This window comes from Aquamicrobium sp. YD-1-mutant5 (genome assembly GCF_059509755.1).
On sequence record NZ_JCAKKP010000001.1, the window covers coordinates 136,701 to 158,404 of the forward strand.

Annotated in this window: 24 protein-coding genes and 1 tRNA gene; 20 read left to right on the top strand and 5 right to left on the bottom strand. The window is 61.0% G+C overall.

Going from position 1 to position 21,704, the window contains the following annotated elements; translation table 11 throughout:
* Positions 1-19: 19 nt before the first annotated feature.
* Positions 20-1,276, bottom strand: a complete 1,257-nt coding sequence (locus AC5XE7_RS00630) for an MFS transporter (protein ID WP_495364553.1) — start codon at positions 1,274-1,276, stop codon at positions 20-22.
* A complete protein-coding gene (hemB, locus tag AC5XE7_RS00635) occupies positions 1,273-2,304 on the bottom strand; it encodes a porphobilinogen synthase (RefSeq protein WP_495364552.1) in 1,032 nt (343 codons plus the stop codon). Before hemB ends, AC5XE7_RS00630 begins: the two co-directional genes overlap by 4 nt.
* Positions 2,305-2,542: 238 nt before the next feature.
* Between hemB and AC5XE7_RS00640 the strand changes: the two genes are divergently transcribed.
* From AC5XE7_RS00640 to AC5XE7_RS00690, 11 genes are all read left to right on the top strand, one after another.
* Entirely contained in the window at positions 2,543-3,589 is a 1,047-nt protein-coding gene (locus AC5XE7_RS00640) for an enoyl-CoA hydratase/isomerase family protein (protein ID WP_495364551.1), read from the top strand.
* Entirely contained in the window at positions 3,586-4,011 is a 426-nt protein-coding gene (locus tag AC5XE7_RS00645; protein ID WP_239798966.1) for a DUF6163 family protein, read from the top strand. Before AC5XE7_RS00640 ends, AC5XE7_RS00645 begins: the two co-directional genes overlap by 4 nt.
* 220 nt (positions 4,012-4,231) lie before the next feature.
* Positions 4,232-4,747, top strand: coding sequence for a transcriptional regulator LdtR (gene ldtR, locus AC5XE7_RS00650; RefSeq protein ID WP_239798965.1), 516 nt, complete (start codon positions 4,232-4,234; stop codon positions 4,745-4,747).
* Positions 4,748-5,009: 262 nt separating this feature from the next.
* Complete coding sequence (locus AC5XE7_RS00655) at positions 5,010-6,263, top strand: L,D-transpeptidase family protein (protein WP_183830735.1); 1,254 nt, start codon at positions 5,010-5,012, stop codon at positions 6,261-6,263.
* A gap of 187 nt (positions 6,264-6,450) precedes the next feature.
* A complete protein-coding gene (gene glyA, locus AC5XE7_RS00660) occupies positions 6,451-7,764 on the top strand; it encodes a serine hydroxymethyltransferase (RefSeq protein ID WP_183830733.1) in 1,314 nt (437 codons plus the stop codon).
* Between the two features lie 276 nt (positions 7,765-8,040).
* On the top strand, positions 8,041-8,505 hold the full coding sequence (nrdR, locus tag AC5XE7_RS00665; protein WP_183830731.1) for a transcriptional regulator NrdR: 465 nt from the start codon (positions 8,041-8,043) through the stop codon (positions 8,503-8,505).
* A gap of 3 nt (positions 8,506-8,508) precedes the next feature.
* Positions 8,509-9,633 (top strand): bifunctional diaminohydroxyphosphoribosylaminopyrimidine deaminase/5-amino-6-(5-phosphoribosylamino)uracil reductase RibD, encoded by a 1,125-nt coding sequence (gene ribD / locus AC5XE7_RS00670; protein ID WP_495364550.1) that lies wholly within the window; start codon positions 8,509-8,511, stop codon positions 9,631-9,633.
* The gene (locus tag AC5XE7_RS00675; RefSeq protein WP_495364663.1) at positions 9,633-10,262 is read left to right on the top strand and encodes a riboflavin synthase; all 630 of its coding nucleotides are present in this window, start codon (positions 9,633-9,635) and stop codon (positions 10,260-10,262) included. The genes ribD and AC5XE7_RS00675 overlap by 1 nt, the downstream gene beginning before the upstream one ends.
* Before the next feature lie 99 nt (positions 10,263-10,361).
* Positions 10,362-10,826 (top strand): 6,7-dimethyl-8-ribityllumazine synthase, encoded by a 465-nt coding sequence (ribH, locus tag AC5XE7_RS00680; RefSeq protein ID WP_239798963.1) that lies wholly within the window; start codon positions 10,362-10,364, stop codon positions 10,824-10,826.
* Entirely contained in the window at positions 10,823-11,326 is a 504-nt protein-coding gene (nusB, locus tag AC5XE7_RS00685) for a transcription antitermination factor NusB (RefSeq protein WP_239798962.1), read from the top strand. The genes ribH and nusB overlap by 4 nt, the downstream gene beginning before the upstream one ends.
* Entirely contained in the window at positions 11,323-12,561 is a 1,239-nt protein-coding gene (locus AC5XE7_RS00690; protein ID WP_495364549.1) for an MFS transporter, read from the top strand. Before nusB ends, AC5XE7_RS00690 begins: the two co-directional genes overlap by 4 nt.
* A gap of 2 nt (positions 12,562-12,563) precedes the next feature.
* On the opposite strand, the gene AC5XE7_RS00695 is transcribed toward AC5XE7_RS00690, so the two are convergent.
* Entirely contained in the window at positions 12,564-12,875 is a 312-nt protein-coding gene (locus AC5XE7_RS00695; protein WP_495364548.1) for a hypothetical protein, read from the bottom strand.
* On the opposite strand from AC5XE7_RS00695, the gene AC5XE7_RS00700 reads away from it, so the two are divergent.
* Both AC5XE7_RS00700 and AC5XE7_RS00705 read left to right on the top strand, forming a co-directional pair.
* Entirely contained in the window at positions 12,874-13,374 is a 501-nt protein-coding gene (locus tag AC5XE7_RS00700) for a DUF2165 family protein (RefSeq protein WP_495364547.1), read from the top strand. The genes AC5XE7_RS00695 and AC5XE7_RS00700 overlap by 2 nt on opposite strands.
* 192 nt (positions 13,375-13,566) lie before the next feature.
* Positions 13,567-15,708 (top strand): sodium-translocating pyrophosphatase, encoded by a 2,142-nt coding sequence (locus AC5XE7_RS00705; RefSeq protein WP_495364546.1) that lies wholly within the window; start codon positions 13,567-13,569, stop codon positions 15,706-15,708.
* Between the two features lie 82 nt (positions 15,709-15,790).
* Here AC5XE7_RS00705 and AC5XE7_RS00710 read toward each other — a convergent pair whose 3' ends face one another.
* Positions 15,791-16,312 (bottom strand): outer membrane protein assembly factor BamE, encoded by a 522-nt coding sequence (locus AC5XE7_RS00710; protein ID WP_239798957.1) that lies wholly within the window; start codon positions 16,310-16,312, stop codon positions 15,791-15,793.
* Between the two features lie 126 nt (positions 16,313-16,438).
* Here AC5XE7_RS00710 and AC5XE7_RS00715 point away from each other — a divergent pair, with 126 nt between their 5' ends.
* The 7 genes from AC5XE7_RS00715 to AC5XE7_RS00745 all read left to right on the top strand — a co-directional run bounded on the left by AC5XE7_RS00715 (position 16,439) and on the right by AC5XE7_RS00745 (position 21,442).
* Positions 16,439-16,987 carry a ubiquinol-cytochrome C chaperone family protein gene (locus tag AC5XE7_RS00715; RefSeq protein WP_183830713.1) on the top strand — a complete coding sequence of 183 codons (549 nt, stop codon included), beginning with the start codon at positions 16,439-16,441 and terminating at the stop codon, positions 16,985-16,987.
* 1 nt (position 16,988) lies between these two features.
* Positions 16,989-17,531 carry a YceD family protein gene (locus AC5XE7_RS00720; RefSeq protein ID WP_495364545.1) on the top strand — a complete coding sequence of 181 codons (543 nt, stop codon included), beginning with the start codon at positions 16,989-16,991 and terminating at the stop codon, positions 17,529-17,531.
* A gap of 103 nt (positions 17,532-17,634) precedes the next feature.
* Entirely contained in the window at positions 17,635-18,705 is a 1,071-nt protein-coding gene (gene plsX / locus AC5XE7_RS00725; RefSeq protein ID WP_495364544.1) for a phosphate acyltransferase PlsX, read from the top strand.
* A gap of 7 nt (positions 18,706-18,712) precedes the next feature.
* Entirely contained in the window at positions 18,713-19,684 is a 972-nt protein-coding gene (locus tag AC5XE7_RS00730; protein ID WP_495364543.1) for a beta-ketoacyl-ACP synthase III, read from the top strand.
* Between the two features lie 104 nt (positions 19,685-19,788).
* On the top strand, positions 19,789-20,109 hold the full coding sequence (locus tag AC5XE7_RS00735; protein ID WP_183830709.1) for an integration host factor subunit alpha: 321 nt from the start codon (positions 19,789-19,791) through the stop codon (positions 20,107-20,109).
* 182 nt (positions 20,110-20,291) lie between these two features.
* Entirely contained in the window at positions 20,292-20,834 is a 543-nt protein-coding gene (locus AC5XE7_RS00740; protein WP_183830708.1) for a MerR family transcriptional regulator, read from the top strand.
* A gap of 284 nt (positions 20,835-21,118) precedes the next feature.
* On the top strand, positions 21,119-21,442 hold the full coding sequence (locus tag AC5XE7_RS00745) for a hypothetical protein (protein ID WP_495364542.1): 324 nt from the start codon (positions 21,119-21,121) through the stop codon (positions 21,440-21,442).
* Positions 21,443-21,517: 75 nt separating this feature from the next.
* Here the strand turns inward: AC5XE7_RS00745 and AC5XE7_RS00750 are convergent.
* Positions 21,518-21,594, bottom strand: a tRNA-Pro gene (locus AC5XE7_RS00750).
* Positions 21,595-21,704: the final 110 nt, after the last annotated feature.

A 21,704-nucleotide genomic window follows, 5' to 3' on the forward strand; every position in this document is an offset into this window, starting at 1 on the left:
GAGCGCAGCCCGGCACAAATCAATCCGCCAATTTGTCTCTTGCCGCGAACCAGTTCCATACGGCCCCCACACCCAGAAGCACAGCCGTTCCCAGAAAAACGGCACGCATGCCGATGTGGCCGCCGACGAAGCCGCCGAGAAGGGGCCCTGCGACCTGTCCGGCATATTGGGCGGAGATCGAATAGCCCAGCACATTGCCGCCGACACCGTCCGGCACATTGTGGCGGATGACGCTGGTGATCGACGGCAGCAGTCCGCCGAGCGCCAGTCCCATCAGGAAGCGCAGCTCCACCAGTTGCCAGCCCGAGGTGACGAAAGCCTGCGGAACGAGGAGCAGGGCCGCGACCCCGAGCGCGCCGATGACCACGTTCCAGTGGCCGATGCGATCGGCCAGCCTGCCGAGCCAGGCAGCGGAGACGATGCTGCCGAGTGCTGCGGCCGACATCACCACTCCGGCCATCAGCGTCACATGCGCGTGATTTTCCACCAGCTGCGCGACATAGACGGTGATGATCGGCTCGATCGACATGTTGGCGAACATCAGGAGCATGCCGGTTGCCAGCATGGCTACGACAGGGCGCTTGTCGGGAATCGAAGCCCATGCGTTGCCGGACTTCTTCTTCCGGTCCTTTCCGGGCCTGTGCTCCTCCCTGATCAGCAGGGAGGTGGCCAGAAAGGCAAGGAAAATCGCGCCGCCTGAAAGCAGAAATGTGGAACGGATGCCGATCAGGGGCGGCAGCAGGCCGCCGATCAGCGGGCCGACCAGATTGCCGGCCATGATGCCGGCCGACAGCGTGCCGAGCGCCCAGCCCGAGCGCGCTTTTGGCGTCTGCATCGCAACGAGAATGGTCGAGCCCGAAGCGTAGCCGCCGGCCAGTCCCACCAGCAGGCGCAGCAGCACGAGTTGCTCCACGCTTTGTACCATTCCCATCAGAGACATGCATATCGCCATGCCGAGGCTGGCGCGCACCAACATCAGCTTGCGGCCGTAGCGGTCGCCCAGACGCCCCCAGAGCGGCGCCACGAGCGCGGCGGAAAGAAAGGTGATGCCGTAGGCGATGCCCGACCATTGCACGATGCTGGCATGGCCCTGCGCGCCGAGCTGCTCGACATAGAGCGGCAGGAACGGAAGAAGCAGGGTCATCGCCACGATGGTGGCGAAGGATCCGGCAAAGCATACTGCCAGGTTACGTCGCCAGTGGCGGTCGTACCCTGTTTCCTGCGGCTGGTCGGATGGCTGTGTGGCTGTCGCGGATGAGGGGCTTTGGCCGCTCACCCTTTCAGCTTCTCGGCCACGGCCGGTGCGAAGTAGGTGAGGATGCCGTCGGCACCGGCACGCTTGAAAGCCAGCAGCGATTCCATCATCGCGCGTTCGCCGTCGATCCAGCCATTGGCGGCGGCGGCCTGGATCATCGAGTATTCGCCGGACACCTGATAGGCAAAGGTGGGCAGGGCGAAGGCATCCTTGAGCAGGCGCACGATATCCAGATAGGGCAGGCCGGGTTTGACCATCACCATATCGGTGCCTTCCAGAATGTCCTGCTCGGTTTCGCGCAGCGCTTCGGCGGAATTTGCGGCGTTGATATAGTAGGTCTTCTTGTCGCCCTTCAGCAGGCCAGCGGTTCCGATGGCGTCGCGGTAGGGACCGTAGAAGGCCGAATCGAACTTGGTCGCGTAGGACATGATCGCCACGTCCTGAAAGCCATTGTCGTCCAGCGCGGAGCGGATGACCCCGATGCGCCCATCCATCATGTCGGAAGGGGCGATGATGTCGGCGCCTGCGGCAGCCTGAAGCACGGCGCCGGCCGCTACCTGCTCAACCGTCTCGTCATTGACGATGATGCCGTCGCGCAGCACGCCATCGTGCCCGTGGCTGGTGAACGGATCGAGAGCGGCATCGGTGATGATGCCGATTTCCGGAACAGCAGCCTTGATGGCGCGGGTGGCGCGGTTGGTGAGATTGTCCGGGTCTAGGATCAGCGATCCGGTAACGTCGCGCAGTGACAGGTCGACATTCGGGAAGGTGGCGATTGCCGGGATGCCGAGCTTCGCCGCGCGTTCCACTTCACGGAGGGCAACATCGATGGACATGCGGAAGACACCGGGCATCGCCGCGATCGGCTCGCGCACATTCTCGCCATCGACGAGAAAGATCGGCCAGATCAGATCGTCGACCGTAAGGTGGTTTTCCTGAACCAGTCGCCGTGACCACGCGGCCTTGCGCATGCGCCGCAGACGCCTGGAGCCGGTCACTTCATCAACGGTGCGTGTACCTGCCGCTTTGGTGGGTGCAAACCTGTTCATGTCCAACTCCGCCGGAATGGCCGTCTCGCCGGTTCCGGTCCTCATTCTTGCGCACTCGTTCCGGCCCATGACAAGCCATATTCCAGACGCTTTCTAACATGGCTGACGCTCCGGACCAATGCGACATCATTGTTCCGGCTGGCTGAAGGAAGAGGATTGGCGCGTCTCCCGGCATTGACGTGCCTCCCTGCCGCCCTTAGCACTTTGATCAACAGGGACAGCGAGGGAATCTGTGGCGATGGATTTTGGCGGCGGCGAGGAGATCCGTTTTGAGGTCATCGGCAAGGCCGGCGTGGTCACGCTGACGCGCACCAAGGCACTCAATGCCCTGACCGAGAACATGGTCCATGCGCTGGCCGCCGCGCTGGAGGCATGGGAAAAAGACGACGCGATCCGCTGTGTTCTCGTCAAGGCCGAGGGCAGGGCCTTCTGCGCCGGCGGCGACATCATGAATGTGTATCGGGCGGGCAAGGAAGGAAATGTGCTCGTCGGGTTCTTCGCTGACGAATACAGGATGAACGCGCAGCTTGCGCGTTTCCCCAAACCCTATGTCGCGTTGATAAACGGGATCGTCATGGGCGGCGGGGTCGGAATCTCCGTTCATGGCTCGCACCGGGTGATGACAGGAAATGCCATCGTGGCGATGCCGGAAGTGGGCATCGGCTTCTTTCCCGACGTCGGCGGCAGCCATGCTCTGTCTCGGCTTCCCGGCAGCTTCGGCATGTATATGGCGCTGACCGGCAACCGGGTTCGTCAGGGCGATGCTCTGGCCGTCGGCCTTGCAACCCATGCGATCGACGCCGAAAGCCAGCAGGCGCTGACCGAGGCGCTCACGGCTTCAGGCGACGTGGATGAGGTTCTGCGGAAGTTCAACGTCGTTGCCGCACCGGAGACCGATGCCGCGACATTCGATGCCATCGCGCGTCATTTCTCCAAAGACACGCTGGACGAGGTTTTCGAGAGCCTGAAAAAGGACGCCGAACGGGGTGATGACTTTGCCGCAGCGACGCTTTCGACGATGCTGTCGCGCTCCCCCACCAGCCTCAGGGTGACATGGCGACAGATCCGCGAGGGGGCTGCCCTTTCCATGGACGAATGCATGCGCATGGAGTTTCGCGTGCTCAACCGCATGCTGGCCGGCAAGGATTTCTATGAAGGCATCCGGGCCGCGCTCATCGACAAGGGATCGACGCCGGTCTGGGATCCGGCTTCGCTGGACGAGGTCAGCGAGGCTGACGTCGAGGCCTATTTCGCGCCTCTGGGTGCGCAGGAACTCAATCTGTGAACGAGGCCCTGCAACGCCGTGCGTCGCTGGAGCCGGGGGCGCCTGAAATCGCCTTCGCCGTATTTCTGCGTCTGGTGGCCTGCCTGTGTCTGGTCTTCGGCGTGCTCTACTGGATAAGGCTTATCGGCTATTATCCGGGAGACCTCTTTCGCTTCGACCTGATGCCGGTACACTGGCAGATCGCGGCATCGACACTTGCGGTTCTGTTTCCCTTTGCCGCCGCAGGCCTGTGGATGCTTGCTTCGTGGGGGCCGGTGATCTGGTTCCTGTGCGCGGCCGGCGAGATTTCCATGTATGCCGGCTTCCCGCAATATTTCGGCTACCGCCCCACGGTGGTCGCGGTGCATGCCGCGGTTGCCGTCATCTATTGCGCGTTCCGGGTTTTCATCCACCTCAGCAAGCGCAAAGCCGTCGCTCCCTGATCGCAGCTTGCCTGCTCCCTGGATGGTCTGAGCCGTTAGCTCATTTTTTAGGTTAATTGTCCTCCCCCACGTGACCATTCGTTAAGCGTCTTCGACGTCTTGCGAAGGTAAGCTCTTGTTAGCCTTGGTGTTTAAGTCGAATTTTATGAGTATTCGATAGTGTCCCAATCAAGGTGAGAAAAACAAAAAATCACCAGGCGACAAACAAGAGGCAAAGACAATGAACAACCCGCGTTCGGCGGCGAAGCCCGCTAGTGTATCGAATGAGACCCATGAGCCGATCCGCTCGCTTTACATGGAGTCGCTCCAGCTTGTTGAACGGTTGCATCGTCGTCTTCTTGATGTGATCAAGGACGAATTCGAGCGCAACGGGCGTTCCGACATCAATGCCATTCAGGCGCTGCTTCTGTTCAATATCGGCAACTCCGAACTGACCGCCGGCGAACTCCGCTCGCGGGGCTACTATCTCGGCTCCAACGTTTCCTACAATGTGAAGAAGCTGGTCGATCTCGGCTTCATCAACCACCAGCGCTCCAAGCTGGACCGCCGTTCGGTGCGCATCAGCCTGACGGACAAGGGCATGGATGTGGCCGAAGTGGTGGCGCGCCTCTATGAGCGGCACATCGGCTCGATCGAGCAGGTCGGCGGGATCAATACCGACGAATTCAAGCAGATGAACCGTGCTCTGCAGCGTCTCGATCGTTTCTGGAACGACACCATCGCCTATCGCATGTGATCGCCGGCCCACAAATGGGCTGAGCAAAGGGCCGGGCGATGCCGGAATGGCACATGTCCGGCCCTTGTCGTGCGTGGCGCAGGTCAAAGGCGGGCCACGGCCACGTTGCTGCCATATTCGGATGGGAGCGAGATTGGGACGATCAGGCGCAGGTTTGTTCGGTGCCGATCCGGTGACATGGTTGGCGAATTGTTAAGATGGGAACCTTAGAGTACCCGCCTGCATTGCCTGAACACTTGCTGGAAGAATGTCTGGAACGCCCATGAAGACGAACCGTCGTTTGTTTTTGTCCGGAGCCACCGCACTCGCGGCCTCGATGATGGCCGGCGGCGCGCGGGCGCAGGATGCCGTCAATGATATCCTGCGCGCAGCAGGGCGGGGTGGTTGGAACGATACGTTCGATGCCCGCGCCAGCGGCAGTGCCAAGGTTCAGTCGACGCGACCGATCTTCAGCCAGCAGACCATTTCCTATACCGAACAGGCCATCGGCCAGTATCACAATCTGGTTGCGCAGGGCGGCTGGGAGCGGGTGCCCGACACCAAGAAGCTCAGGATCGGCGTTATCGATCCGGACGTGGTGCCGCTGCGCAAGCGCCTGATGGTGTCCGGCGACCTGCCGCAGAATGCCGGCCTGTCGCAGTCTTTTGATTCTTACGTCGATGCAGCGGTCAAGCGTTTTCAGATGCGCCATGGCCTGCCGGCCGACGGCGTGCTCGGCAAATACAGCTATCTGGCCATGAATGTTTCGGCGCAGACGCGCCTTGGCCAACTTGAGACAAATCTCGGCCGGCTGCGCGAAAAGGTCGGCACGCTTGGCGATCGCTATGTGCTGGTGAACATTCCCGCTGCACAGATCGAGGCCGTGGAGGGCGATCGTGTCGCACTGCGTCACACCGCCATCGTCGGCAAGATCGACCGCCAGACGCCGATCGTGAATTCGAGGATCAACGAAATCATCGTCAATCCGTACTGGACGGCGCCTACCTCGATCGTGCGCAAGGACATCATTCCGCTGATGCGCAAGAATCCGAACTATCTGCGCGACAGCAAAATCCGCCTGTTTGCGCCTGATGGCAGCGAAGTCGATCCGATGACCGTCGACTGGTCCACCGATGAGGCGGCGCGTTACCGTTTCCGTCAGGAACCGGGCACAAACAACGCCATGGCTTCGGTGAAGATCAATTTCCCGAGCCCGGACGGCGTTTACATGCACGACACGCCGCAGCAGAGCCTTTTCGGCCAGATGATGCGCTTCGACTCGTCGGGTTGCGTGCGCGTCCAGAACGTGCGCGATCTGGTGACGTGGATATTGCGCGACACGCCCGGCTGGAGCCGCCAGAAATTCGAGGCGACGATCAAGACCGGCGAAAGCGTGCCGGTTGCGGTCACCAACCCTGTGCCGGTTCACTTCCTTTATGTTTCCGCCTGGTCGACCGGCGATGGTGTCGCCCAGTTCCGTGACGATATCTATGGCTGGGACGGTGTCGAGGAACTCAAGATTTCCTCGGCCTTCTGATCCGGAACCGGATTCTTCCTTTATCAGGCCGCCCTTCGGGGCGGCCTTTGTGTTTTCAGGGCTTCAATGTCTGGGCCATTGAGTGTTGGCGCTATAGGGCCAGCTAATTTCGCTGTTGAAATTGGCTCGGCAAGGCAATTGTGCTAAGGCGCCTGCGGGCTAACTCCACTTAGGGAACCTTCAGGTAATGGCGATACAGTCGGCTGCATCCAGCTCGTTGAAATCTTTCTTTGAAACCACGCTCGCGGATGCCGATCCCGAGATTTTTGGCGCTGTTCGCAATGAACTCGGTCGTCAGCGTCATGAGATCGAGCTGATCGCGTCTGAAAACATCGTTTCGCGCGCCGTGATGGAGGCGCAGGGCACCGTCCTGACCAACAAATATGCCGAAGGTTATCCGGGCAAGCGCTATTATGGCGGCTGCCAGTTCGTGGACGTCGTCGAAGAGCTTGCCATCGAGCGCGCCAAAAAGCTGTTCGATTGCAAGTTCGCCAATGTGCAGCCGAATTCCGGCAGCCAGATGAACCAGGCGGTTTTTCTGGCCCTACTGCAGCCGGGCGACACCTTCATGGGTCTCGACCTGAATTCGGGTGGTCACCTGACCCACGGTTCGCCGGTCAACATGAGCGGCAAGTGGTTCAACGTCGTTTCCTATGGCGTGCGTGAGGACGATCATCTGATCGACATGGACGAGGTCGAGCGCAAGGCGCACGAGACCAAGCCGAAGCTGATCCTTGCAGGCGGCACCGCCTATTCGCGCATCTGGGACTGGAAGCGTTTCCGCGAGATCGCCGATGCCGTCGGGGCTTATCTGATGGTCGACATGGCGCACATTGCCGGTCTGGTTGCCGGTGGCGTACACCCGTCGCCGGTTCCGCATGCGCATGTGACGACGACGACCACGCACAAGTCGCTGCGCGGCCCGCGCGGCGGCATGATCCTCACCAATGACGAGGACATCGCCAAGAAGATCAATTCGGCCGTGTTCCCCGGCCTTCAGGGTGGTCCGCTGATGCATGTCATCGCCGGTAAGGCCGTTGCCTTTGCCGAGGCGCTGCGGCCCGAGTTCAAGCTTTACGCGCAGAACGTCGCCGCCAATGCGAAGGCACTGGCCTCCTCGCTTCAGGAAACCGGTCTCGATATCGTGTCCGGCGGCACTGACAACCACCTGATGCTGGTGGACCTGCGGCCCAAGAATGCCACGGGCAAGCGCGCCGAGGCTGCACTCGGCCGAGCCAACATCACCTGCAACAAGAACGGCATTCCCTTCGACCCCGAAAAGCCTTTCGTCACCTCCGGCGTGCGTCTCGGAACGCCTGCCGGCACCACGCGCGGCTTCGGCGAAGCCGAATTCCGTGAGGTCGGCAAGCTGATCGCCGAAGTTCTGGATGGCCTGAAGGCCGCCAATTCGGACGAAGGCAATGCCGCTGTTGAAGCGGCTGTGAAGCAGAAGGTCGTCAACATCACCGATCGCTTCCCGATGTATTCCTACCTCGGATAAGCATTGCTTCGTTCTTCATTGAAGGTGGCCGCCGCGACAGCATCGCGGCGGCCGTTTTTTTGACACTCTGTGCAGCGTTTGGCGGGGGTGCGATATTGCAATTTCCCCCTGGTGATTCCTACCTACGCAGAAAATCTGCAGATCGCCGTGCATCGATCCGGACGCGCAAAGGGCGATCTAAATTATTGATAGAGCATCGGAACAGCCGAAAACCGGTTTCCACTTTCCGGCCCTATGCTCTAGCCTTGTGGCCGGTACAGAATCGGGTGGGGTTTCATGCGTTGTCCTTATTGCCAGTCCGAAGATACGCAGGTGAAGGATTCACGGCCTGCGGAAGATGGCTCGGCCATCCGCCGCCGGCGGGTCTGCCCTGACTGCGGCGGCCGTTTCACCACCTTCGAGCGGGTTCAGCTGCGGGATCTGGTGGTCGTCAAGAAGACCGGCCGCAAAGTGCCGTTCGATCGCGACAAGCTGCTCCGTTCCGTCGAGATCGCGGTGCGCAAGCGCAATGTCGATCCCGAGCGCATCGACCGTGCGGTCACCGGCATCGTGCGGCAGCTCGAAAGCTCCGGTGAGACGGAAATCCCCTCCGCCGAGGTCGGCCGGCTGGTCATGGACGCACTGAAATCGCTCGACGATGTCGCCTATGTGCGCTTTGCTTCCGTCTATCGCAATTTTCGCGAGGCGAAGGATTTTCACGACGTTCTTGGCGAGCTCAAGGGCGACGAGGAGATGGACTGACCGATGGGCGGCACCGGCAATCCTGAGCAGGACGAACTCGACCGCCGCTTCATGGCGGCGGCACTGCGCCTGTCGCGCCGCAACAGCGGGCGCACCTCCACGAACCCTTCTGTCGGCACGATCATCGTCCGTGATGACGGCGCCGGGCCGATGATCGTGGGCACCGGTGTGACGGCGATCGGCGGACGGCCGCATGCTGAAACCGAGGCGCTGGCGGAAGCCGGTGAGCTTGCGCGGGGCGCCACTGCCTACGTGACGCTGGAACCCTGCGCGCATCATGGCCGCACGCCGCCATGCGCCGAGGCACTGGTCAGGGCTGGTATCGCGCGCGTTGTGGGGGCGGCTAGCGATCCCGACCCGCGCGTGTCCGGCAAGGGCTATGCCATATTGCGCGAGGCCGGCGTGGAGGTGACGGAGCGCGTGCTGGCCGCGGCGGCATCGGATCAGCTCTCAGGCTATCTGATGAGATCGTTGAAGCGGCGCCCCGAGGTCATTCTCAAGATGGCACTTTCCAGCGATGGCAAGATCGGTGCAAAAGGGCAGGGGCAGGTGGCGATCACCGGCGAGGTGGCGCGCCGCGAGGTTCACCTGATGCGCACGGAGGCGGACGCCATTCTGATTGGCATTGGCACCGCGCTTGAAGACGATCCGGAACTGACGGTTCGCCTGCCGGGGCTTGAGAACCGCTCGCCGGCGCGCATCATTCTGGACAGCGAGATCAGGCTGCCTCCGACCGCACGGCTGATCTCCGGCGTCGACCGCGTGCCCCTTTACATTGCCTCCAGTCTTGAAGCCGATCCGCAGCGCAGGGCCGCCCTTGAGCGGCAGGGCGTGCGCTTCATCGGCACCGAGGTTCACGATGGCAGGATCGCCCTGCCGGAACTGCTTGAGGATCTGGCGGCGCTTGGCATGTCGAGCGTGATCGTCGAAGGTGGAGCGGCGATTGCCTGGTCGTTTCTCGACGAGGGCCTCGTCGACCGCATCGTTTTGTTCCGGGGTGCGGTGGAGGTGGGACCTGAGGGGCTCCCCGCACCGGTTGATCCCAACCGGATACCGGAAGGTTTTCGCAAATTGCGCGAAATGCAGTTCGATCAGGACGGTTTCGCAGAATGGGTAAGGATCGTCTGATGTTCACGGGTATCGTCACCGATGTCGGCAATGTTGCGGTCGCAGAACCGCTGGACGAGGGGGTGCGACTGCGCATCGAAACGGCCTATGATCCTGAAACCATTGCCATTGGCGCGTCGATCGCCTGTGCGGGCGTATGCCTCACCGTCACCAGATTGCCGGAGGCGGGCTCTAATGCGCGCTGGTTCGAGGTCGAGGCATGGGAGGAGGCACTGCGCCTCACCACAGCTTCACAGTGGAAGAGCGGAACGCGGCTCAATCTGGAGCGGGCGCTGAAGATCGGCGACGAGCTGGGCGGTCACATCGTCTCGGGGCATGTCGATGGCATGGCCGAGATCGTGGAACGGCGCGACGAGGGCGAGGCGGTGCGCTTCACGCTTGAAGCACCGGCGGAATTCGCGCGCTTCATCGCGCCTAAGGGATCGGTTGGCCTGGACGGCACTTCCCTCACCGTGAACAAGGTGGATGGAAGGCGATTCGACGTTCTTCTCATCCATCACTCGCTTCAGGTGACGACATGGGGTGAGCGTCAGGTGGGGGATCGCGTCAATCTGGAAATCGACACGATGGCGCGCTATGCCGCACGTCTTTCGGAGGCTGCCGCGCAAGGATACCCCGGGGGATACTGACGCCGCACAAGGCTGACCTAACCATTGTCCGGCGCGTGAGGCTTGCGGTCGCCCGCGCTTAGGCCTAATTGACCGGCACTGCCGGAGACGAATTGGACAATGACCCAGAACCAGAAGAAGAAACTGCTCATCATTGAGGCCCGTTTTTACGAGGATCTCGCCGACGCTCTGCTTGAGGGCGCCAAGGCCGCGCTCGATGAAGCCGGGGCGGATTATGATGTCGTCACTGTTCCCGGTGCGCTGGAAATTCCGGCGGTGATCTCCTTCGCGCTCGATGCAGAAGCCGAAGATGGCGAGAGCTATGACGGCTTTGTCGCGCTTGGCACCGTCATTCGCGGCGAGACCTATCATTTCGACATCGTCGCCAACGAATCCGCGCGCGCGCTGATGGAGCTTTCGGTGGATGAATCGATCTGCATCGGCAATGGCATTCTCACGACAGAGAACGAAGAGCAGGCGTGGGCACGGGCCCGCCGCAGCGAAGGCGACAAGGGTGGCTTTGCCGCGCGCGCCGCGCTGACCATGATTGCGGTTCAGGACAGGCTTGGAGCCGTACGCTCGTGACCGAACCTGCAAATACCAATCCCCCTCCGCGGCAGGCCAACAAGCGTGGTGCGGCGCGCCTTGCCGCCGTGCAGGCGCTTTACCAGATGGATGTCGCCGGCAGCGGATTGCTGGAAATCACGGCGGAATACGAATCCTTCCGGCTCGGCAAGGAAGTGGACGGCGCGCTCTACCGCGAAGCGGATGCGCAATGGTTCCGTGCCATTCTTGCCGGCGTCGTGGAGAAACAGAAGTCGCTTGATCCGATCATCCGGCAGGCTCTGACGGAAGACTGGCCGCTGTCGCGCCTCGATTCGACGCTGCGCGCCATTTTGCGTGCCGGCACCTACGAGCTGATGATGCGCGCCGATGTGCCGGTGGCCGTGATCGTCTCGGAATATGTGGACATCGCCAAGGCATTTTATGAAGAAGACGAGCCGAAGCTCGTGAATGCAGTGCTTGACCGGATTTCGCGCCGTGTTCGCGGCGAGGGCCGGGGTAAGGGCCAGGAGGGATTATGAGCGCATCAGGGCAGGCTGCTTCCGGCGCGCCGGCATCCGCGGTTGAGCGGGAGGCGCGCAGGACGGCGCTGATCCTTGCAACTGCTCAGGCAATCGTCGGGTCGGCCGCGCCGATCTGCTTTGCGCTTGGTGCTCTTGCCGGTCATTTCCTGCTTGGTGTCGACAAATCTCTGGCCACGGCGCCTCTGACCGGCTTCAACGTCGGCGTTGCCGTGGGCGCGCTGCCTGCGGCTGCAATCGTGCGCCGCATGGGTCAGCGCGACGGTTTTCTCACCGGAACGGGCCTGACGGCGCTTGGCGGCATCATCGCCACCATCGCGCTTTACCAGTCGAGTTTCTGGCTGTTTGCCTTCGGCCTTATGGTGGTGGGGTTCGGCGGTGCTTTCGTGCAGCAGTTCCGCTTCGCGGCGGCCGACAATGCGCCTCCGGCTTTCAAGGCGCGCGCCATTTCGTTCGTGCTGGCGGGTGGCGTGTTCACCGCCATGCTGGGGCCGCAGGTCGTCATCTTCACCAAGGATCTTCTGGCCCCGGTGATGTTTGCCGGCGCTTTCGCCTCGCTGGTCGTGCTGGCCGGTATTGGCGCCATCGTGCTTGCGCAATTGCGCCCGCGCCCGATGGTGGAAAAGGTGGTGGAGGTCACGTCCACGGGCCGTCCGCTGATCGAGATCGTCACCCGTCCGCGTTTCATCACGGCACTGGTCTGTGCTGTCGGCTCCTATGCGCTGATGACCTTCGTGATGACGGGCGCGCCGCTGGCCATGGTCGGCTGCGGCTTCACCTCCGACGAGGCGACGCTGGGCATTTCCTGGCACGTCATGGCGATGTTCGCGCCGAGCTTCTTCACCGGACGCCTGATCAGCCGCTACGGCGCGCCCACGATCGTCGCCATCGGCTTCGTGCTGCTGATCGCCTGCGGGCTGGTGGCACTCTCAGGTATCCAGCTGTGGCAGTTCTGGACGGCGCTGATCCTGCTCGGCCTCGGCTGGAACTTCGGCTTCATCGGCTCCACGGCGATCGTTGCCGAATGCTATACGCCGGAAGAAAAGGGCAAGGTGCAGGGCTTCCACGACTTCGTGCTGTTCTCCAGCGTCGCCTTCGGTTCTCTGATGTCGGGTGCGGTCTACAATGCCTGGGGCTGGGACATGCTGGCGTGGATCCTGTTCCCGTTCTCCGGCCTGTGCCTTGCCATGCTGGCGCTTCAGGGCATGCTCGATCGCCGGCAGCGCGCCGCCTGAATTCAGCGAAGAGCTTGCCGGGGCGGATGATCGAGCGTTATTTCGAGCCTCGTACCGCTGGCTGAGACGATCCACCGCCTGCGGATGATCGCGAAATCGTGGGTTTCGCCATGGCTCACAAGCGAAACGACATCGCCTGTCTGGCTGGCTTCGGACAGGCTCATGCCTTCCAGATCGGGCAGGACGCTTGCGCGCACGGCGTAATGGCGAGCCGATTCCGTGAGTGTGACCCCGGCTTTTTGCTCCCTTGCATGGTGTGGCGGACTCAGCGTTTGATGGCGCTTCGCTGAGTCATCAGAAGGAAATTTTGCCATGACCTCGCGCCTTTCCAAAATTGTGATGTGCCTGTGCCTGTCGGCTTTTGCTTTCCTCGTGGCCTTCGGAAACATCACCGACTATGGATCGAACTACGCTTTTGTACAGCATGTGTTGTCTATGGATACGACCTTTCCCGGCAATAAGCTGATGTATCGTGCCATCACCAATCCCTCGCTCTGGACAGCCGGCTACTGGCTGATCATCATCGGCGAGGCGCTGACCTGCGTGCTGTTCCTGATCGCGGCATGGCAGCTTTTGCAGGCGCGCAACGCCAGCGGCGAAACCTTCAACGAAGCCAAGAAATTCGTCATTATCGGCACCACCATGGGGTTTCTGGTCTGGTATTTCGGCTTCATGGTCGTTGGCGGCGAATGGTTCGCCATGTGGCAGTCCAGCACATGGAACGGGCAGGAAGCTGCCTTCAAATTCTACATGACCATGCTTGCGGTGCTGATCTACGTGGTCCAGCCGGACCGGGATCTGAAGAAGGGCTGATGATTCGCTCTTTTGCAGCGCGGAATGCTACTTTCAGGCGAAATCCGGGCAAAAATGTAACAATATCTTGACGTTGCGCACAGGTTTCGCCTAAGCCGCTACAATAGGTCGCACTGCACAATAATACGCGGCCTTGTTGCAACGGCCCGGGGAGAGGGTTCTTGCGGGCCACAATGTGAGGAACATCCGGCAATGACCATGCTTTATGTCGTCATCGCCTGCGGCCTGCTTTCTGTCCTGTACGCCATATGGGCGACCAAATCGGTGCTTGCCGCCGATCAGGGCAATGCACGCATGCAGGAAATCTCCGCAGCCATCCGTGAAGGCGCACAGGCATATCTGGCGCGCCAGTACACCACCATCGCCATCGTCGGCGTCGTCGTCTTCGTGCTTGCGTGGTGGCTGTTGTCCGCGACCGCCGCATTCGGTTTCCTGATTGGCGCGGTGCTCTCGGGCGTTGCGGGGTTCATCGGCATGCATGTGTCCGTCCGGGCTAATGTGCGCACCGCACAGGCTGCCTCCAACAGCCTCGCCGCCGGCCTCGACATTGCTTTCAAATCGGGTGCGATCACCGGACTGCTCGTGGCCGGCCTCGCGCTGCTCGGCGTCTCCGTCTACTACTGGGTGCTGACCGGCCCGCTCGGCCATGCGCCGGCGAGCCGTGAAGTGGTCGATGCGCTGGTATCGCTCGGTTTCGGCGCTTCGCTGATCTCCATCTTTGCCCGTCTCGGCGGCGGCATCTTCACCAAGGGTGCGGATGTCGGCGGCGATCTGGTGGGGAAGGTGGAAGCCGGCATCCCGGAGGATGATCCGCGCAACCCCGCCACCATCGCCGACAATGTGGGCGACAATGTCGGCGACTGTGCCGGCATGGCCGCCGACCTGTTCGAGACCTATGCGGTCACGGTGGTCGCCACCATGGTGCTGGCTGCGATCTTCTTCGCCAATGCGCCGAACCTTGGCGACATGATGCTCTATCCGCTGGCCATCTGCGGGGCCTGCATCATCACCTCTATTGCCGGCACATTCTTCGTCAAGCTCGGCTCCAACGGCTCGATCATGGGCGCGCTCTACAAGGGCCTGATCGTCACCGGCGTCCTGTCGGTCGCGGGGCTTGCCATCGCCAACCAGTTCACCATCGGCTGGGGCGAGGTGGGCGTTGCCAACGGCATGACCATAACCGGTGGCAGCCTGTTCGCGTGCGGCCTGATCGGCCTCGTGGTGACGGCGCTGATCGTCGTCATTACCGAGTATTACACCGGCACCAACAAGCGCCCGGTAAACTCCATCGCCCAGGCATCGGTGACCGGTCACGGCACCAACGTCATTCAGGGCCTTGCGGTTTCGCTGGAATCGACGGCGCTTCCGGCGATCGTCATCGTCGGCGGCATCATCGCCACCTTCCAGCTTGCCGGCCTGTTCGGCACGGCGATCGCGGTCACCACAATGCTCGGTCTCGCCGGCATGATCGTGGCGCTCGACGCTTTCGGCCCGGTGACCGACAATGCCGGCGGCATTGCCGAAATGTCGGGTCTGCCCAAGGAAGTGCGCCAGTCGACCGACGCGCTCGATGCAGTCGGCAACACCACCAAGGCCGTGACCAAGGGCTACGCCATCGGTTCGGCCGGCCTCGGTGCGCTGGTGCTGTTCGCGGCCTACTCGAACGACCTGCAATATTTCGCTGCCAACTCCGACAAATATCCGTATTTCGCGGATCTGGGCACGGTGTCGTTCGACCTCTCCAACCCTTACGTGGTGGCTGGCCTGATCTTCGGCGGCCTCATTCCCTACCTGTTCGGCGGTATCGCCATGACGGCCGTCGGCCGCGCGGCGGGCTCGATCGTGGAAGAGGTGCGCAGGCAGTTCCGCGAGGATCCGGGCATCATGCAGGGGACCTCCAAGCCGAATTATGCGCGGGCGGTCGATATCCTGACCAAGGCGGCGATCAAGGAGATGATCATTCCTTCGCTGCTGCCGGTGCTGGCACCGCTCGTCGTCTATTTCGGCGTGCTGCTGATCTCCGGTTCCAAGGCCTCCGCGTTCGCGGCGCTTGGCGCCTCGCTGCTCGGCGTCATCGTCAACGGTCTGTTCGTTGCCATTTCGATGACCTCCGGCGGCGGCGCCTGGGACAACGCCAAGAAATCCTTCGAGGACGGTTTCACCGACAAGGACGGCGTGAAGCACCTGAAGGGCTCGGAAGCGCACAAGGCTTCCGTGACCGGCGATACGGTCGGCGATCCCTACAAGGATACGGCCGGTCCGGCGGTCAATCCCGCCATCAAGATCACCAATATCGTGGCCTTGCTGCTGCTGGCCGTGCTGGCGCACGGCTGATTCGGTCTTTCTGGAAAAGAAACCCCGCGAGGAGCGATCCTCGCGGGGTTTCTATTTGGGAAAACCTCTCTTGCGAACCGTATCAGTTGCCGCCGATGATGTTGCCGACCTGACCGGGGCTCATCTTTCCGGCGCCGCTGATGACCTGTGCAAGGAAGTTCTGGTCCTTGCCTGCCGTCGGTGTGGTGCGGCTGATGAAGTCGAACACCTTGCCGTCCTTCAGGCCGTAATTGGCGATGTTGGTGACGCGGCCATCATTACCGAAATAGACGGCGAGCACGCTTTGCTCGACGACCTTCGGATTGGCGAAGGCGACGGAGCGTTTGCGGGTCTGGGAAATGTAATAGAAAACTTCGTTGTCGAAGGTGGCCGTGGTCGAGGGCGTGCCGAGCGCCAGCAGCACCTGCTCGCGGCTGGACCCAACCGGCACCATATCCAGCGATTGCTGGTCGACGACATAGCCCTGATGCAGCGTCTCGCCTGGGTTGAGATCGCCTATCATCTTGGAGCTGTTGCATGCCGAAAGGGCAGCCGCGACAACCAGCAACGAGGCAAACCCGGCGGGGCGCGACGAAAATGTCGACTTGAATCTCTTCGCGTGCAACGACAACTCCATCCAATCAGCCTTGCAAGCCCGCTTGCACGGGGCCGCAAAAGCGGTAAACCAGCTTAGCCGCCGATGCAACAAGGCCGCCCAAACAATCAAAGGTCCCGGGAGACCACCTTTTTCATGTTCAAGCGTCTGTTCGGCCGCGAACGCCATTCAAATCGCATAATTGCTGATGCGCTCTACGAGGAAATCGTGGCAGCCGCGCGGCAGCCTCATTTCTATTCGCAGTGGAACGTGCCGGACACGCCGCTTGGCCGATTCGAGATGCTGTCGCTGCACATGTTCCTGTTCCAGCATCGCCTGCATGCCGAAAGCGCTGAAGCCCGCAATATCGCCCAGGTGCTGATCGACGAGTTCTTTCTCGATGTCGACCATTCGCTGCGCGAGCTTGGCATCAGCGACGTTGGTGTGCCGAAGCGGATGAAGCGTCTGGCGAAGATGTATTATGGGCGCACCGCCGCCTATGCCGACGCCATCGAAAGACAGGACGATGCGGCTCTGGAAGCAGCGCTGTGCAGGAATATTCGCCCCGACCAGGAGGAGTGGGCCGAATCGCCACAACTCGCCGCTTATGTGAAAGCGGCTGTCGAAAACCTGGCCTCCCAGCCCGTTGAGGCGATCTGCGCGGGCAAGGTCCACTATCCTCAGGCAGACGATCAGGGGAAATGAAATGAACGAAGCCGACGAAAAAAGCCCTGTTTCCTTTGAAGTCCATGTCGCGCGCCTGCCGCAGACTGGATTGCCGGTGACGGTTGAAGCCAGCGAAGACCAGCGCAGGGCCCTTGCCGTGGTGCATGAGCTTGTTTCGGTCGAAGCCTACCGGGCGGAACTGCTGGTGACGGCGTGGAAGCGCAACGGGGTGAAGATCGCGGGCAGGGTGGTTGCCGATATTACTCAGAATTGCGTGGTAACGCTGGAACCGATCAAAACCCATATAGATGAAGCGGTTGAGGGGCTGTTCCTGTCGCAGGGCTCGAAGCTTGCACGCTTCGAGCAGCAGGGCGAAATGGTTCTCGATGCCGACGGGCCGGATAGCCCCGAGCTTTTCAGCGGCGACGTAATCGATGCCGGTGCGCTTGCCGAAGAATTCTTCGGACTGGCGATCGATCCCTATCCGCGCAAGCCGGGAGCGGTGCTCGACACCTCCGGAATGGAGGCTCGGGAGGAAACCGAATTCCAGAAAAAACTGCGTGGTCTTCTCGGAAAAGGCTGAAACGCGGCCCATATCGCAAAAGTCAGTTGTGTGGCCGAGCAAAAACGCTATTTTCGCCGGAAATTTCGGGCGGCCGAAAAACCAGAAGTGAGACAGTGACGGCGTGATCAGAATTTCGATCGATGCAATGGGCGGCGACCATGGCGCTGGCGTGGTTATTCCCGCTCTTGCGACTGTTGCGTCACGGCGTCCGGACATAAGGTTCGTTATCTTTGGCCGCGAAGATGCGGTGCGCCCTGAACTGGCGAAATTCCCGGGCCTCGCGAACGTCAGCGAGTTCGTGCACTGCGACGTGGCCATCCAGATGGATGATAAGCCGAGCCAGGCACTTCGCCACGGACGCGGCACATCCTCGATGTGGAATGCCATCGATGCCGTGAAGAACGGTCAGGCAGATGCCTGCATTTCAGCCGGCAACACCGGCGCACTGATGGCCATGGCCAAGTTCTGCCTGCGCACCATGGCCAATGTGGACCGGCCGGCCATTGCAGCCATCTGGCCGAATGTGCGTTCCGAGAGCGTGGTGCTGGATGTCGGCGCAACGATCGGTGGTGACGCACAGCAGCTCGTTGATTTCGCCATATTGGGCACAGGGATGGCCCGCGTCCTGTTCGGCGTGGAACGCCCGACGGTGGGGCTGCTCAATGTTGGCGTCGAAGAGGTGAAAGGGCAGGAAGAGGTCAAGGAAGCGGGGCGGATGCTTCGTGAAGCCGACCTTGCCTCGCTCGACTATCGCGGTTTCGTCGAGGGCGACGACATCGGAAAAGGCACGGTCGACGTTGTGGTCACCGAAGGCTTTTCCGGCAACATAGCGCTGAAGACTGCCGAGGGCACGGCCCGGCAGATCGCAGGATACCTCAAGGCGGCCATGAACCGCACTCTGATGGCCCGTATCGGCTATATTTTTGCCCGCGGTGCGTTCAATCAGCTGCGTGAGAAAATGGATGTCAGCCGCTCGAACGGCGGCGTCTTCCTCGGCCTTAACGGCATCGTCGTGAAAAGCCATGGCGGGGCGGATTCCGGCGGGTTTGCAGCCGCCGTCGAGCTTGGATATGACATGGTCAGAAACAAATTGCTGGAGCGCGTACAGGCAGATATCGATCTGTTTCATTCGCGAAACCCGCAAGGCCAAACCAGCGAAGAGCCCGTCGTCGGGACCGGCGAAGAAGGATAAGTAGACCTTGATCAGATCAATCGTCCGCGGCGCCGGTTCGGCCTTGCCCCGCCGCATCATGAAGAACTCCGAGTTCGAGGGAATGCTGGAGACCTCGGATGAATGGATTGCGCAACGCACCGGCATTCGCCAGCGCCATATCGCAGCTGCTGACGAGACAACGGCTTCTTTGGGAGCGGCTGCCGCACGCGCTGCGCTCGACAATGCCGGTCTGACGCCTGATGATATCGATCTGATCGTTCTGGCCACGTCGACACCCAACAACACCTTTCCGGCAACTGCCGTCGAAATCCAGAACCTGCTCGGGATGCATCACGGCTTTGCATTCGACATGCAGGCGGTTTGCTCGGGATTCGTCTATGCCGTCACCACGGCGGATGCCTATATTCGCGGCGGTCTTTCCAGACGCGCGCTGGTCATCGGCGCCGAGACTTTTTCGCGACTTCTGGACTGGGAGGATCGCACGACATGCGTGCTGTTCGGTGACGGAGCCGGGGCAATTGTACTGGAAGCTGGCGAGGACGAGGGGACCATTGCCGATCGCGGCGTGCTGGCCGCTGCCCTTCGTTCGGACGGGCAGCACAAGGGAAAGCTGTATGTTGACGGCGGTGTTTCGACCACCGGCACCATCGGTCACCTGAGAATGGAAGGCCGCGAGGTTTTCAAACACGCCGTTGGCATGATCACCGACGTTATCGAGGCGACGTTCTCGCAGGCGGGTATAACCGCAGATGATATCGACTGGTTCGTGCCGCATCAGGCCAACAAGCGCATCATCGATGCCTCCGCCAAAAAACTCGGCATCGCCGAGGAAAAGGTGGTGATCACGGTCGATCTCCACGGCAACACCTCCGCCGCCTCTGTGCCGCTGGCGCTTGCCGTGGCCGCCGCCGACGGACGCATTAAGGCCGGCGATCTCGTGCTGCTCGAAGCCATGGGCGGCGGTTTCACCTGGGGTGCTGTTCTGCTGCGGTGGTAAAGCTTTGACCGGCGGCGCCTGAACGGACTTGACCTTTATGGATCAATTACTTAGGCTCCGCCCTCGTTTCTTGTGGTCATTATTTTAACGGATTGGACGGACGCATGGGGGGAAAGACACTTACGCGCGCCGATCTCGCTGAGGCTGTTTACCGCAAGGTGGGACTGTCGAGGACGGAATCGGCCGATCTGGTCGAGGAGGTTCTCAACGAGATCTGCGAAGCGATCGTGCGTGGTGAAACGGTCAAGCTGTCCTCATTCGCGACTTTTCAGGTTCGTTCGAAGAATGAGCGCATTGGCCGAAACCCCAAGACCGGCGAGGAAGTGCCGATTCTGCCGCGCCGTGTGATGACCTTCAAAGCCTCCAACGTGCTGAAGAACCGCATTCTGCGTTCGCATCAGAACCGCAGCAAGGGCGGGAAATAGCCTTCTGTTCAGGCATGGGTTTTTACCCGTGCCTGTCACGGGGCTTGAATGTTGATCCATAAACGGTTGAAATAAACGTCACTTCAGGTGCGTTTCTGATTATCGATTCGGAACGTTATCTGACAGGCAGGATCTGGCCTTGCCGGCGCTCCTGTCTTTGACGCGTTTCGTGAGGATCGGCCATGGAAAAGAGCCCCGACGCCTTTCGCACCATCAGCGAAGTCGCGGAAGATCTTGATCTTCCGCAGCATGTGCTGCGTTTCTGGGAAACCCGGTTTACGCAGATCAAGCCCATGAAGCGTGGCGGTGGCCGCCGCTATTATCGGCCGCAGGATGTCGAGCTCATCAAAGGCATCCGTCACATGCTTTATGATCAGGGCTACACGATCAAGGGTGTTCAGAAGCTGCTGCGCGAGAATGGCAACCAGTTTCTGGTTGCTATCGGCAATGGCGACCTGGCGGCGGTTGAAGCCATCGCTCAGCGCAAGCACGCCGACGCCGTGGAGCTTACCCCTGCAGCACAGCCTCGACCGTTGGATGAAGAGCAGATGGTTGGCCAGCCAAAAGCAAAGCCCAGCCGCCGCTTTTTCGGATTGGGCAAATCTGACGAGGAGGGGCCGGTTCAGCCGGACGGTGGCAGGCTCTCGCGTGATAACCGCGCTCTTCTTCAGGAGGCGCTGTTCGACCTTCTGGAATGCAAGCGCCTGCTCGATCAGGTTCGCTGAGGCACTTCCTCCGCAAGATCACTAAGGATCTGCGCGGGGCGCCTGATCCCCCACCGAGCCGCCGTCGATTTACGGCTCGGCACTGATGGGAATTGTTGGAGCGGCACGGATAGCAACGTGGCGTTCAAACGGGCACGGGCGATATGCCTTGATCGCTTTTCAGGAGCCCGGATTTCTTCGGTTGCGAACCGGAACAGAGCCGTTTCACCCTTCACCCACGGCTGGAACCAAAGTGGCGATCAGGCGTTTTGCTTCTTTACGGTTTTCAGAAAGAAGGAAACAGCATGGCGCCTTTCTCGTCTCTATCCGATGTCGATCTCGAAAAGCAGGTCGCCCAGCTCTCGAAAGAGCTGAGGTCCATGAAGAAGCAGCTTTCCAGGCGTGGCAACCATTATTACGAGGAAGGCCGTGAGGCTCTTTCGGATTATCGGGATACGCTCTCTGATTATTACGATGAGTTTTCCAGCCGTGTCGTCGATCACCTTCCTGATCTTCGTAAAAAGGCGCGTGCGATTGAAAGCACCGCCCGCGAACATCCCGCTGCCGCCGTGGCTGTCGGCCTGGTGGTGATCGGCCTTGCCGCATCGTTTCTGTTCGGCCGGCGATAAACTCGGGAAGCTGTAAATGCAGGATGCCGGCCGTTTCTAGCGGCCGGTATTCTTTTATCTCACGTTGAGAAAAAATGGTCGGAGTGGCGGGATTCGAACCCACGACCCCTTGACCCCCAGTCAAGTGCGCTACCGGGCTGCGCTACACTCCGAACCGAGGGAAGCCTTATATTCTGGGCACTTGCAGCGCAAGGGCTAAAACGTCCGAAAAGGACGGAAGCGGATAATTTGCGGGGAAACATCGTGCTTTGCGATGGAAATC

Bases quoted from the DNA above. Each gene is read 5' to 3' on its own strand.
- hemB (WP_495364552.1), bottom strand. From the start codon at position 2,304: ATGAACAGGTTTGCACCCACCAAAGCGGCAGGTACACGCACCGTTGAT.
- AC5XE7_RS00640 (WP_495364551.1), top strand. From the start codon at position 2,543: ATGGATTTTGGCGGCGGCGAGGAGATCCGTTTTGAGGTCATCGGCAAG.
- ldtR (WP_239798965.1), top strand. From the start codon at position 4,232: ATGAACAACCCGCGTTCGGCGGCGAAGCCCGCTAGTGTATCGAATGAG.
- AC5XE7_RS00655 (WP_183830735.1), top strand. From the start codon at position 5,010: ATGAAGACGAACCGTCGTTTGTTTTTGTCCGGAGCCACCGCACTCGCG.
- glyA (WP_183830733.1), top strand. From the start codon at position 6,451: ATGGCGATACAGTCGGCTGCATCCAGCTCGTTGAAATCTTTCTTTGAA.
- nrdR (WP_183830731.1), top strand. From the start codon at position 8,041: ATGCGTTGTCCTTATTGCCAGTCCGAAGATACGCAGGTGAAGGATTCA.
- ribD (WP_495364550.1), top strand. From the start codon at position 8,509: ATGGGCGGCACCGGCAATCCTGAGCAGGACGAACTCGACCGCCGCTTC.
- AC5XE7_RS00675 (WP_495364663.1), top strand. From the start codon at position 9,633: ATGTTCACGGGTATCGTCACCGATGTCGGCAATGTTGCGGTCGCAGAA.
- ribH (WP_239798963.1), top strand. From the start codon at position 10,362: ATGACCCAGAACCAGAAGAAGAAACTGCTCATCATTGAGGCCCGTTTT.
- AC5XE7_RS00690 (WP_495364549.1), top strand. From the start codon at position 11,323: ATGAGCGCATCAGGGCAGGCTGCTTCCGGCGCGCCGGCATCCGCGGTT.
- AC5XE7_RS00700 (WP_495364547.1), top strand. From the start codon at position 12,874: ATGACCTCGCGCCTTTCCAAAATTGTGATGTGCCTGTGCCTGTCGGCT.
- AC5XE7_RS00695 (WP_495364548.1), bottom strand. From the start codon at position 12,875: ATGGCAAAATTTCCTTCTGATGACTCAGCGAAGCGCCATCAAACGCTG.
- AC5XE7_RS00705 (WP_495364546.1), top strand. From the start codon at position 13,567: ATGACCATGCTTTATGTCGTCATCGCCTGCGGCCTGCTTTCTGTCCTG.
- AC5XE7_RS00715 (WP_183830713.1), top strand. From the start codon at position 16,439: ATGTTCAAGCGTCTGTTCGGCCGCGAACGCCATTCAAATCGCATAATT.
- AC5XE7_RS00720 (WP_495364545.1), top strand. From the start codon at position 16,989: ATGAACGAAGCCGACGAAAAAAGCCCTGTTTCCTTTGAAGTCCATGTC.
- AC5XE7_RS00735 (WP_183830709.1), top strand. From the start codon at position 19,789: ATGGGGGGAAAGACACTTACGCGCGCCGATCTCGCTGAGGCTGTTTAC.
- AC5XE7_RS00740 (WP_183830708.1), top strand. From the start codon at position 20,292: ATGGAAAAGAGCCCCGACGCCTTTCGCACCATCAGCGAAGTCGCGGAA.
- AC5XE7_RS00745 (WP_495364542.1), top strand. From the start codon at position 21,119: ATGGCGCCTTTCTCGTCTCTATCCGATGTCGATCTCGAAAAGCAGGTC.